Raw genomic sequence first — 13,414 nt, 5'->3', positions numbered from 1 at the left:
ACGAAATGTCAGTAGCACCTTCTTTTTTATTTAATTAATGTTTTACGTATTCTAAGCTTTCTTTTGCAATATACGCTTCTGTTACAGTAGGATTATCTGAAATAACTTTAACCCACGCTTTTCCATTTATTATTTCTTCACCAGTAACTGTAACAACTACATTTGTATTTAAACGATACAGTCGCTCATTTGATATACTAGGATTCTTTTTCACTTCCACGTTATTCATCACACGTGCAAGTTTGTACTTGTTGTATTCTTTTTTACCTAAATAAGAATCAAAACGGTTCATATGCCCCGCTACTTTTTTACCCCAGTTCGCATCAGATGCATATTTCGCATTTAAACCAGCAGCTTTATCACCTGTATATGTTGCTGTATAACGCCAATGTCCTGGATTTAAATATCCTTCATTCATGTATAATTTTGCTGCATGTTCAATACAATCTTCTTTTGAATTAAATGCTTCCCCGTTACCATATGGGCTATCGTCTGTTGCTTTTAAACCAAATAAATTATTTTTGTCTTTTGCAAGAGCGCTTGTTCCATAATAACTTTCATGAATTGCTAATGAATATAAGAATAATGCATTTACATTATACTTGCTTTCTACTTCTTTAAATTTCTTTCCTAAACCAATTAATGGAGAGTCTGGCTTAATCGATTTCACATAACTATCTAGTTGTTCAGCTGTATAATCTGTTTTCGAACGTAATGATAAATAATTGAAATATTGATAGAAAGTTTCGTCTCCGAATGTCTTTCCATCTACACTATACATTTGCTGTCCTTGCTTCATGAAAGAAGGTGCCACACCATATCTAAATTCTGTATATCCAGGTGAACTTGTATTATATGTATAATATTTATGGTATAAATATCCATCTGATTTCACATAATAAGACGACTGTTTCATTTCATTGGTAGGAATTAAAGTGATTTCATTCTTCTTCACATAACCTGTCAAACCAGAAAGTTGAACTTTCACACGATCTTCGCCAACTTCTAACACTTTCAATTCTGTTCCATACTGAATATACGTATATACTGTTGCTAAATTCTCATCATAAATATTAATGATGTTTTGCCCAGTTATTCTTTTCGCACTTGCAAAACCATCTTTAATCCATAAAAATTCGTTCTCATATTTTACCGCATTCATACCTTTATTTTGAGCAGCCGTAACCGCTTCTTTATACGTATTATAGCGCTCTACTTCTTGCTCTGTTCCGTTTTCTCTTACATTTGTCACAACATATTTCTTAGTTTCTACAGGATTGGTATTTCCGTTTTTTTCAATCGTCTGAAGCATGCGATCCAACATAGCTGAAGCCATCCCTCTTGTAGCTGATAAATGTGGTCTAAATGTATTATCTTCTGGATACCCTTTAATAATTTGAGTAGCCACCATAACTTGCACATGCTCTTTATAGTTAATACTATCTTTATCAGTAAAGGTAAGCGGACTTACAGCTACTTTAATATTTTTATAGTCTAACGCTCGCTTTACCATGATCGACATTTCTTCACGTGTAATCACATCATTTGGTGAGAACGTCTCGTTCGTACGACCATTAATAATTTTCGCTCCATATGCTCTACTTACACCATCATATAAACCGTAAGTCTTCGGCACATCCTCGAAATTCGAATCAGCTTTCGGTAAATTTAAAGCCCTCGCTATGAATGTAGCAAACTCTGCTCTTGTTACTAATTTATCAGGCGCATATACATTGTCTCCATACCCCATTAAAACTCCTTTAGTAATAAGTGAGCGCATATTCGTCTCAAACATATGTCCTGTAATATCATCATTTGCCGCGTAACTTGAAATAGGAGTTAAAAGTAATGATCCCGTTAATGCCACTGCTGTTATACCTTTTGAAAAAGTCTTCAAGGTTATCCTCCTCGTAATCTACGAATTTATTATCACAAATTTGATTATATAATAATCACAATCATTTTAGCATAATAAATAGGAATTAAAATGAAACGTTTTTTAATTAGAATTTTCATTACATTCAAAACAAAATAAAAGACACTTTACTTTTTTAATAAAGTGCCTTTTTCCATATGATCAATGAGTTTCTTTGTTGCCTGTTTGCCTTGCAACCGAAGCTCATCTATTGTCAATTGTAACTCTTGCTGCACAGTTCCTTGTTGCATTAATTGCTTTTTCGCAATTTCATATAAATATTCAGCACTCCATTCGCCATCCACACTTCCTATAACTGGCTGATTCACTTGACTTAAAAACGAATCAATTTTCGGATCGTATGAAATCCCGACCATTGGAGTTTTGGCTACAGCAGAAAAAACTAGTGCATGAAGACGCATACCAATTAGTAATGAACATTGTGATAAAATGAATATTTTCTCGTCGATATCCATTTTATATGGAAGCATATACGTCTCTTCTCCCATTAAGTCTACTACTTCACGCGAAGCTTTTTGATCAAATGGCTCATGCATTGGAACAAATAGAATTTGGTATCCTTCTTGCTTTAATTTTTTTAATGCCGCAGCTAATTTTTTTATATAATCTTCTTTTGCATTCCAATAACGCACACTAACCGCGATTACTTTTCCATGTATCGAATGCTTTTGCAACCAATCCGATTGTTTTGTCCGTTTCCATGTTAAAACAGGGTCTGGAACAATTTCAATATCGTTTTTTATGCCAAGTCCTTTTAAATATAAAAACGAATCCTCATCTCGAACTGATACATAGGAAGCTTTTGACAAGTTCCATTTTACTAATAGACGATTATATCCTTTTGTAATTGGACCTATTCCTTGTGAATAAATATAATACGGCTTTTTTAATAATCGAGCGAGTCCCATAATACCCGTATAATATAGAATACTCTTCGTACTTGTCTGATCTTGAAGAAGGCTCCCGCCACCACTAATAACTCCATCACTGTTTTTGATCGCATGATAAACAGCTTTTATATCCCAGCGATCTACCGATTCTACACCATACATTTCCTTTGTATATTTAGAATCATTTGATAGTACTACTAGTTCTATATCCGGGTTCTCTTTACTTAACGATTCAATAATTGATTGTAGAATCGCCTCGTCTCCAACATTATAAAAACCATAATATCCTGATAAGACTAAACGCACCCTAAATCTCCTCCAAAACTAGGTAACCGTTTATTTCATCTAACATAAACTGGTACCCATTCCTTACCTAAACACTTAATACCCTACATAGTTTCCTCTTTATCAGCTCATATGAATTTTAATAAAAAATTAAATTTTTATATTTATCTTTTCAAAAATGGTATTTTTTTTATTGATATCCATTTTAATTTCAAAGCACATACACCATACAAAATGGTTGTAATACTTAATGCTATACCACTGAATAATAACGTCATAATTCTTGAAGATGTAACATCTATCACATTAAATAGTTCATACAATCCTAGTCCTAAAATAGATGCTATTGCTAGCACACCAAAAAAGCTTTTTAAATGAATAGAATAGGCAATATAGCTTCGAATATACAAATGATTTACAATACAAATCAACACGTAAGTAATGAATGTACTATACGCCGCTCCATCTATGCCAAACTTCTGCACGAACATTATGTTTAACACGACTTTCACACAACTCGCACCAATAACAATCCATGCAGCTTGTGCAGAACGATTAATGCCCTGTAAAACACCTATTGATAATACCATAACCGCAGTAAAATACGAACTGCCAATCATAACTGTTAACATACTACTGCCTTTTACGTCTGTGAACAATCCGACATTTAACGGTACTGTTAATGCCATCAACCATATTGTTAACGGTGCTGTCAAAACATGCGCTAGTCGATTTGTATTTTGAATTGTTATTTTCGCCAAATTTATATCTCTTTTGGCCAATGCGGAAGTTAAGAGTGGTATTAACGGAAATACAATTGCACTTGCAAAAATAACAATTATTTGCGTGAATGCAAAACCGCGACTGTATATTCCAAATTGTTCTTGAATTTCTGTTGATGATCCTTGTAATACATGCGGTATTGTAAGCGAGTCTACTAAATTTAAAAGTGGCATTGATAAAGCTCCGATAGCGATTGGGATCGATACCCTCAATATCTTTTTGCCGTTTTCTCTTAAATCTCGGAGTGAATAGGAATTGCTTTTATTGTAGTATGGACTTCTATTATATTTTATACGCAAATATATAAGCGAACTAATGACTCCAAGAACAGAGCCAACCATCGCACCACTAGTAATAACAGTATTACTCTTATCCCATGATACTAGTATGTAAGCAATTATTAACATAAAAAAAACACGTACAAATTGCTCAATGACCTGTGATACCCCTGTTGGTTTCATATCACCAAAACCTTGAAAATACCCTCTATAAACTGCCATGTATGGCGCAATGAGTAATGCTAATGAAGTAATAAGCAACGGCATTCTAGTTTCTTGTCCACCAAGCATATTTGCAATTTCAATAGAAAATAATACAATGACTAAACAGCCGAAAACGCCAAATGCTATCCCAATAATTGACGCTGATTTAAATAATTTCGCAATTTCCTTTTGCTTATTTTTTTCGTTCAACTCTGCAATTAGTTTCGAAATTGCAAGTGGAACTCCGGCTACCGATAATGTAAGAGCAATCATATATACAGGAAAAACAAGACGGAAAATACCGAGCACTTCATCCCCTGCAATATTTTGTAATGGAATTTGAAAAAAACTACCAAGCAATTTTGACAAAAAAGTTGTAATTGTTAAAATCGCTGCTCCTTTTACAAATGTTTTATTCATATTTTTTCTCTTTTCTTTTATACATATACTCTCAAACATATTGTTTTAAACGATAGGGATTCACTTTATCCCATTGGTTATCATAACAAATTTATTATAGGTTGAATACTTGGTTTTTTTTACAAAATAGAAAAGAGAACCAATTCACGCCTATCTCTTCACACTCTAATTTCTAATTCCTTCCATTATATGTACACGTTATAACTGTTTTCGTTACTCAAAAAGAGCTCTTCTCTATCACTGCAGTACATATTACTAAAAACATTATAAGAATATCCCACAACTCTACATTATAATGTATGTAAGATTGTGAGATATTCTAATTACCATCTAAGCACTTAAGATTTTCAATTGTTCTTTCTGTTCATCGCTTGCCATTACTATGATTGTTTTTTCAATACTCGGATGTACTTGCTCAAGCTTTACACTTGCTCCTACTTTATTTGATTGCTCAACAAAATTTAATAATGCCATAGCTCCTGATACATCCATATAACGCACATCTTTCATACGTAAAATAACCGGTGACTTCACATCTTGTAAAGTAGAGAAAATACGATCTACTGATAGGAAAGAGAGCGGCCCTTGAATTGTGTATGTTTCTTCTCTTTCTTTTACGATAGAAGTTTTACGTTCTTTACATTTCACCATATATATGATGAACGAAAGAATAATACCGAATGCAACAGCAATCATTAAATCGAACTTCACCGTTACAATCATCGTTACGAGCATAACAACGACATCACCTTTAGGAGCGACATGCATCTTTTTCATGCTTTCCCAGTCGAACATTCCAATACCAGTTAAAATTAAAATACCTGATAGTACAGCAAGTGGAATATATTGTACGACCGAACCAAGACCCATAATAAAAATGAATAAGATAACACTATGCATACATGCCGAAAGTGCCGTTTTACCGCCACTTCTTATATTCACGATAGACCTTACAGTCGCACCTGCACCTGCTAATCCGCCAAACAATCCGCTCATCATATTACCGATGCCTTGTCCAACGAGCTCTTTATTACTTTTATGACGTGTACCTGTCACATTATCCATTACGACCGATGTTAACAACGAGTCAATCGATCCTAATAAAGCAATACTAAGCGCTGGTAAAATAAGTGCTGCTATTCCTGTTCCACTTAAAGATGGAATATGAAGCGTAGGCATCGCTTCTGGAATGGTTCCAATCTTTTCAATTACTTTGTTTAACGAAAGATTTCCGATAATTGGTAAATTTACTGTAAATCCTTCGAGTAGGGAAGAAAATAAAGGTAGCAAAGCTGTCACACCGACTAGTGCTACTAAACTAGACGGAATCGCCTTAATCCATTTACCAGAAACAATCATTACAATAATCGTTAACACAACAAGTAGAAAACTATTTTGTACGTGCTTTATTTCGCCTAAAATAATGATTAATGCAATACCATTCATAAATCCTGAAACGACAGGATACGGAATATATCGAACGTAAGAACCGAGCTTACATACACCGAATAAAATTTGAAATAACCCTGCCATCATAAAGGCAATAAAACTTGCCTCTAACCCGTGCGTCGCAATAACTCCTGTTGCGATAACGGTAATTGGTCCAGTTGGCCCCGTTACTTGCCCAGGTGTCCCGCCAAATAACGCTGCGAATAAACCTGCAAAAATCGCACCATACAATCCAACAAGCGCTCCCTCAGACGTTCCTGTCGCGGCAATACCAAATGCAATCGCAAGTGGTAACGCAACAATCGCAACAGTAAATCCTGCTAAACATTCCTTTGCTATTTTTTGAAACATAAAAAAACCACCTTTGTATAAAGTCCATGTTCCATTGTACACCTAAAAAGATACATTCGTTAGCTCACTTTTTACATTCTCGTGACGTAAACGTATTCAATGAAAAGTTTCCCCCTTATCTTTGGAAACAATTGCAACTATGCTATAATGAACAAATTAAATCTTTTACTATATACTTGGAGGCACTATGCTAACTTTTGAAGAAAAATTATCGATTATTGAATCTTTCCCAGAACTAGAAAGAAAGAACGTATCATTAAAACGTGTAAACTTCCACTTTGAAGAAAGTCGTTTAGATAAAAAGAACGTTGTATTTCATTTACACCCAAATGGAAATGGATTTGTGTATGCAAGCGGTATTAAAGGTTACAAAACGGATGATAAGGGTATGGTTAACATCCGTGAGTTTTCAGCAGAAGAGTTACGTTCAGTAATTGAGAAATCAATTGACCTTCTATCACAAGAAGAAGTAGTAGCACCTGTAGAACCTGCGAAAGAAGAAGAATGGCAGAACGAAGATGGTCATATTCTTACTCTTATTTCAGAGGATGACATGTGGAACGTGTACGCTAGTGTAAACTTAGACGGTACATTCAACTCTTATCCAGAAGCTGCGGAATACCTTGATGAAGAAGGCTTTTCACGCAAATAAAAATAGAAACCTATTTCATTCAACGACTTTTATAGTAATCAAAGAAGACACTTAAGGTGTCTTTTTTTGTTATATAAACTCCTTTCTCACACTAACTCTATTAATTTTCATAAAATGATTCAGAGGAGGTTTATATGAATACAACTGCTAAATTAATAAATTGGAAAGAACATGGCGATATGATTATTCTAGAATGTGAATTAAATGGAAAACGTTTCGAGATATCAACATATAAACAACGAATATATAATGCACACCTTTTATCAGCTGACGTTTATATTCGTTTAGATTCATCTGATAATATAATTGGAATAAATATCTATAAATAGTAAGAAAAGCCCCCTATTCCGTAAGCGGGCTTTATCTTTATTACAAAATGTTAGAGTATACTCTCTTTTTTTCATACAGTTTATGTAATTATACATATTCATTAAAAAATACACTAAATGAATATTACATGTAGTAAAATATAACTTGTGGGCACGTTCTATAAAGCAGATTCTTTTAAAAGGCGTAACATATCAATTATTATAGGGGATGTGGCGTCACTTCGATATTGATCTCAAATCTCTTGTCTTTTGTGAACTAACAATCTAGTGTATATAGACGATTCTGCTTTATAGTGTGTGTTTACACTCATAACAAAGGGGTAATGGTAATACGGATAGATTCCGATTCGTATGAAATGAAATGGTTCAAGTCGGAGAGAGGCACCTTAAGGTGTCTTTTCTTTTTGGACATTACATCCATTTTGTTTTTCCACCTTATTTCAAATGCGCTAATTAACCTTCACCAAGAAGAAATGAGAATTAAAAAAGATATTGTTTCTTCTGTTTAATACAGAAAAATGAAGGATACCCCATAGATATGGGGCATCCTTCATTTTCTATTTTTTCGCACCTTTCAGTGACTCCCTCAGCACAAACTTCTGCAACTTCCCGCTCGCATTACGCGGAAGTTCATCTACAAATAAATAATGACGCGGACGCTTATAATCTGCTAATTCGTCACTTTCTTTGCAATACGTTTCTAAATCAGCTTCTGTTATTGTTTCATCTTTCTTCACAATAACTGCCACAACACGCTCTCCCCATAATTCATCTGGCTCACCAAGTACCGCCACATCTAATATACCGGGATGACTATGAAGGAAATCTTCAATTTCACGAGGGTAAATATTTACGCCACCGCTAATTACCATATCATCAACACGATCTGCAACGAATAAATAACCATCTTTATCAAAGTATCCTAAATCACCAGAATGATACCATCCTTTATACATCGATTTTTTATTCGCCTCTTCGCGATTATGATAGCCAGCCATCATAGTTGGGCCGCGTAAAATAATTTCTCCTACTTCATAAGGAGGTAATACATCATCTGGTTCTGCCGGTGCATCCTCGTTCGGTTTCACAATACGAACTTCATGACTAAAGCATGGCGTGCCTGCTGAACCAGCTTTCGTAATTTGATCCTCCTCTACGAGAAACGCCACAACTGGTCCCATTTCTGTCATTCCGTATATTTGAACAAGGTCAATATAAAGACGTTCTTTACATTCCTTCACTAACGCCGGTGCCATTGCCGCTCCGCCATATATACCGATTTTCATTGAAGTTAAATCATACTGAGTTAAATCTTTTTGCAACAACATATTCCACATCGTCGGCGCTGCAAAGAACGTCGTAATCTTTTCTTCTTGAATCGTATGTAATACTGTTTCTGTATCAAAATGATGCAAAATAACATTCTTTCCGCCAACTTGAATGCGTGGTATGATTCCAGCATTTAATTCACCACAGTGATATAAAGGCGCAACGACAAGCCCAGCGCTATCTCTATTATATTTTAGGAAATACGTACAAATCATACTATGCTCAGCCATTTCACGATGACGATGTAACACGCCTTTCGGATGACCTGTCGTACCGCTCGTATACAGCATAGAACAATAATCCATTTCATCAATTTCGATATTTACTTTCTCAGAAGATGCTGCATTCACTTTTTCATGGTAGGAACTTGCATAGGAAGGTTTGTCGTTTTCTATAGACCAAAAAGATGTATTTGGAAAATCTCTTTCAATTATAGCAACAGTTGACTCAACTGCTTTTTCAAAGACAACGACTTTCGAGGATGCGTCCTGAAGAATATAAGATACTTCTTTCGCCTTTAAGCGGAAGTTAATCGGGTTAAAAATCGCACCAATTTTCGCACAGGCTAAGTAAACGTTTACAAATTCATGGCAGTTATATAAGTAAACAGATACTGTATCTCCCTTTCTTACTCCGTCTTCTAATAAAGCGTGTGCCGTTTTATTTATTTGTTCATCCCACTGTTTATATGTCCAGCGAATATTTTTTTCAGGTTCCACTAACGCCTCTTTATTCGTATACTTACCAACAGATAAATCAAAAATTCTCCCTATCGTCATGTACATGCCAACAATTTCCCCCTTTTCTCTTTCATAAATCTATCATTTCGTCTATAAGTAGACATTGTCCTTCAATGTTTTGACTAATTTTTCTGATTATTATCGACATAGTTTTACATACGGTACCACTAGACGGTAAATGAAATTATATCGGCGATTTTTCGAATATATCGACTTACCGACAAAAACTGACAAGATATAATCGGCCCCCGTTACTGCAGGATAAAAAGAGGTTGTTCCGACTCGGAACAACCTCTTTCTTCTTATGCGAATAGCTCTTCTAAAATTTTCAATTTATCTTCTGTATATTTTACGAAGCCATCGTTATATGATTTTGGATCTTTCGGATTCGCGAAGTGCGTAATTGCCCCCGTCTTCGGATGAACAAATTTACTTGATGCACCGCAACCAAGTCCGATAATTGATTGTACTTCTTCCATAATGACAATGTTGTAAATACTTTCTTGCGTCGGCATTGCATAACCAACGTTCTCTAAGTTACCTAAAATATTCTTTTGACGATATAGGTAATATGGTACGTAATTATGCTTTTGCGTCCATTCTTCTGCTTCGTGCATCATCGCTGTAATTTCTTCGCGACCTGCTACTTTATATTTACGTTTGTTTTGCGTCATTTCAGAAGCACGTTTAAATGATAACGTATGAACTGTTAATGATTCTGGCATTAACTTTTCTGTTTCATCTAACGTATGCTTGAAGATATCTAACCCTTCACCAGGAAGACCAATAATTAAGTCCATATTAATATTGTTCATTCCCATTTCACGAGCTAAATGGTATTTCTCAATTGTTTCTTCTACAGTATGATGACGTCCAATTGCTTTTAGTGTCTCTTGATGGTATGACTGCGGATTAATACTAATACGGTCAATGTTCCATTTATTTAACACTTCTAGCTTTGCTGGCGTGATCGTATCTGGACGACCTGCCTCAACTGTAACTTCACGTACATTTTTCACGTCTGGGAACGCTTCGTACATTTCTTCATACAGCATATCCATCTCTTCTGCTGTAATACTTGTAGGTGTACCGCCGCCATAATAAATCGTCGTAACTTTCACACCTTTTTCTTTTAAAAACTTACCAATTTCACGAACTTCATAATGTAAACCACCTAAGAACGAATCAACAGACCCTTGGCGTCCATTAATCGCATAAGCCGGGAATGTACAGTATGCACATTTCGTTGGGCAGAACGGAATACCAATATAAATACTTACTTCTTCTTTCAAACGGTATAAATCCGGAACAACTGCTAATTGGCAATCAACAATACGCTGAAGAAGTTCAATTTTCTCTTCATGAATTAAATAACTTTCACGAAGTTCTTGATGCGCTTCTTCTTTTGACATACCATTTTGAAGCATTTTATGAAGAAGTTTCGTCGGACGTACTCCCGTTAAAATACCCCAGCTTTGTTCAAGTCCAGTTAACTGCTGAAGAACAGAAAGATATACATAAGAAACAACATGCTTCACTTGCTTCATACGCTCTTTTTCATCTGTGAAAGCAGATAAATCTTTCGAGAATGTTTCTTCATACACATTTCCTGTGCTAACATCCGTTAATCGAGCGGATGCTTTCACATTATCCTCAATGTGTATATCAACGATCAGATTCGCTTCCTCTTGTTCAAATCCAATCGTACTATCTTCAAAAAATAAGCCGCCAATATTTTGTAGCGGACGTAAAAAACGATCATCTTGTAACGTTTTAATTGAAATTAACACATTATCACCTTTTCATTTGCAAACTCTCTTTAGTTTACTTGAAGGGCGTTTACAGGTCAATACAGAAGGTTTTACCTGTTTCTCTTACATTTTTTCAAATAATTCTTTTTATGAATATCGCTCATGTATATAGACATCCTGATTTTCTCTTGTTAAAATTTATTAGTGTTAAAATCGATACATAGTGAAAATACAATATAAAAAGGAGGAATGTTAACACTAGATTCTATAATCTAATGTGTTAAAAAAAATATGAAAAAGAAATTTTATAGTGTTTTAACTCTCTCTCTTGCATTACAAACTGTTCTTGCACCTACTTATTCATTTGCAGAGAGTGCTGAAAAATCCGCCGAAGTATATACGGAGGATCAAGTTTTTAAAAGTATTAAAGAGCATGTTAATGAGCATAGTACTCATGAAGAAGATATCGAGGTTACTGGCCAATTCCTACTATACACTTCAAAAAAACATTCATTATATACCGCGAATGATTTAAAAAACAAATCGAATATCGAGATTACAGAACAAGTCGTAACGGCGACAAAGAAAAAAGGAAATGCTTACTACATAACGACGCCAACTGGCGCTGGATGGATAGATAACAATGATAATAGCTTAGAAGTTCAAGAGATTCATAAACTATCTAACCAAAAATTAATCGTAAAAGAAGAAGCTTCCATACATGCCCTTCCGTTCCAATCGTTTAAAGAAGAAGGGAAACTACAACCACAAGTCATTACTCCTACTGAACAAGCTGGAAATTGGTTTAAAGTCCAAATAAACGAAACAGCAAAATGGATTTATGCACCTTCTGCTACATTTGAAGGTACAAAAGCTTCATTACTAAAAAACAGTCGTACTGCTAAAAATAGTTTATTGAGAGCTCCGGAAGCTCTACAAACAAACAATATTTATGGCGTTACATTTAAAGAAATGATTGTCCCAAAAGGAAATGACGATATTCGCCCTGGCTACCCGATGGTACCTAAATATATTACGATTCACGAAACGGCTAATACAGCGAAAGGTGCTAATGCTCTAAATCATGCAAAATTCTTAGATAATCAAGCACGCGGAACAGCTGATCGCGCAGCATCTTGGCATTTCACAGTAGATGATAAAGAAATTTATCAACATCTTCCGGTAAATGAAGTTGGATGGCATGCTGGAAATAAAACTGGAAACTATGAATCTATCGGAATTGAAATTGCCGTTAATCAAGATGGAAACTATGAAAAAGCGGTAGAAAATGCCCGTAAATTGGCAGCTTATTTAATGAACGACTTAAATATTTCTCTAGATAAGGTCCAAAAACACCAATTTTGGTCAGGAAAAAACTGCCCTGCGTTTATGATTCAACGCGGACAATGGGATGCTTTCTTAAAAGGAACTGAAACATACTATAAGGAAAACCAAAAAAATCCCGTAACTGATGACATTACAGGTGGATGGTATGAACAAGACATTCGTCAATTAGCAGCTAGAGGCATTATGCAAGGAGAAGGGAACGGCAAGTACTTCCCAGAACGTCTTGTAACGCGTGCTGAATTTGCTACATTAATTACTCGTGCTTTACAATTACCAAGTGGAAATGCTAATTTCACAGACTTAGAACAAGTACACCCATCGTTACGAGACGGTATTAATCGTGCAGCAAGCGCAGGCATAATCCGCGGACGTGGTGATAATACATTTGACCCAAATACTACAATTACACGCGAAGAAGCTGTTATTATGATCGATCGTTCTCTAAAACACGCTGGTATTTTTGCAAAACAAGTTGAACTACCATTCGTAGACCAAAACTTAATTTACGCTAAAGAAGAAGTACAAAGAGTATATGGATATGGAATTGTAAAAGGTAATGAATTTAATCAATTCGTACCAAAAGGACCATCACAACGTGCACACGCAGCTGCATTTATAAACAGAATGCTTAGCGTGATTGAAGCTTAAAATATTTATCTGTATTAATTTA

At 35.1% G+C, this 13,414-nt stretch carries 9 protein-coding genes; 3 read left to right on the top strand and 6 right to left on the bottom strand.

The window, feature by feature from the left end; genetic code table 11:
* Nucleotides 1-34: 34 nt before the first annotated feature.
* From DN400_RS10255 to DN400_RS10240, 4 genes are all read right to left on the bottom strand, one after another.
* Complete coding sequence (locus DN400_RS10255) at nt 35-1,897, bottom strand: S-layer homology domain-containing protein (RefSeq protein WP_000847509.1); 1,863 nt, start codon at nt 1,895-1,897, stop codon at nt 35-37.
* Between the two features lie 146 nt (nt 1,898-2,043).
* Nucleotides 2,044-3,132, bottom strand: a complete 1,089-nt coding sequence (gene csaB / locus DN400_RS10250; protein WP_001241596.1) for a polysaccharide pyruvyl transferase CsaB — start codon at nt 3,130-3,132, stop codon at nt 2,044-2,046.
* Nucleotides 3,133-3,275: 143 nt separating this feature from the next.
* Nucleotides 3,276-4,796 carry a putative polysaccharide biosynthesis protein gene (locus DN400_RS10245; protein ID WP_147801664.1) on the bottom strand — a complete coding sequence of 507 codons (1,521 nt, stop codon included), beginning with the start codon at nt 4,794-4,796 and terminating at the stop codon, nt 3,276-3,278.
* 330 nt (nt 4,797-5,126) lie between these two features.
* Entirely contained in the window at nt 5,127-6,596 is a 1,470-nt protein-coding gene (locus DN400_RS10240) for a SulP family inorganic anion transporter (protein WP_065228370.1), read from the bottom strand.
* Nucleotides 6,597-6,783: 187 nt separating this feature from the next.
* Between DN400_RS10240 and DN400_RS10235 the strand changes: the two genes are divergently transcribed.
* Nucleotides 6,784-7,248: a hypothetical protein gene (locus DN400_RS10235; RefSeq protein WP_147801663.1), complete on the top strand. Its 465-nt coding sequence runs from the start codon at nt 6,784-6,786 to the stop codon at nt 7,246-7,248.
* A gap of 134 nt (nt 7,249-7,382) precedes the next feature.
* Nucleotides 7,383-7,577, top strand: coding sequence for a hypothetical protein (locus DN400_RS10230; RefSeq protein WP_065228369.1), 195 nt, complete (start codon nt 7,383-7,385; stop codon nt 7,575-7,577).
* 557 nt (nt 7,578-8,134) lie between these two features.
* Here DN400_RS10230 and DN400_RS10225 read toward each other — a convergent pair.
* The gene (locus DN400_RS10225; protein WP_065228368.1) at nt 8,135-9,691 is read right to left on the bottom strand and encodes a fatty acid--CoA ligase; all 1,557 of its coding nucleotides are present in this window, start codon (nt 9,689-9,691) and stop codon (nt 8,135-8,137) included.
* Nucleotides 9,692-9,948: 257 nt separating this feature from the next.
* Nucleotides 9,949-11,436, bottom strand: a complete 1,488-nt coding sequence (locus tag DN400_RS10220; protein ID WP_000908776.1) for a coproporphyrinogen III oxidase — start codon at nt 11,434-11,436, stop codon at nt 9,949-9,951.
* A gap of 252 nt (nt 11,437-11,688) precedes the next feature.
* Between DN400_RS10220 and DN400_RS10215 the strand changes: the two genes are divergently transcribed.
* Nucleotides 11,689-13,392 carry an S-layer homology domain-containing protein gene (locus tag DN400_RS10215; protein WP_065228367.1) on the top strand — a complete coding sequence of 568 codons (1,704 nt, stop codon included), beginning with the start codon at nt 11,689-11,691 and terminating at the stop codon, nt 13,390-13,392.
* Nucleotides 13,393-13,414: the final 22 nt, after the last annotated feature.

Origin of the sequence: Bacillus sp. AR8-1 (assembly GCF_008042345.1) — a bacterium.
Taxonomy (GTDB): domain Bacteria; phylum Bacillota; class Bacilli; order Bacillales; family Bacillaceae_G; genus Bacillus_A; species Bacillus_A cereus.
This window is presented reverse-complemented; position numbering and strand designations above follow the sequence as displayed.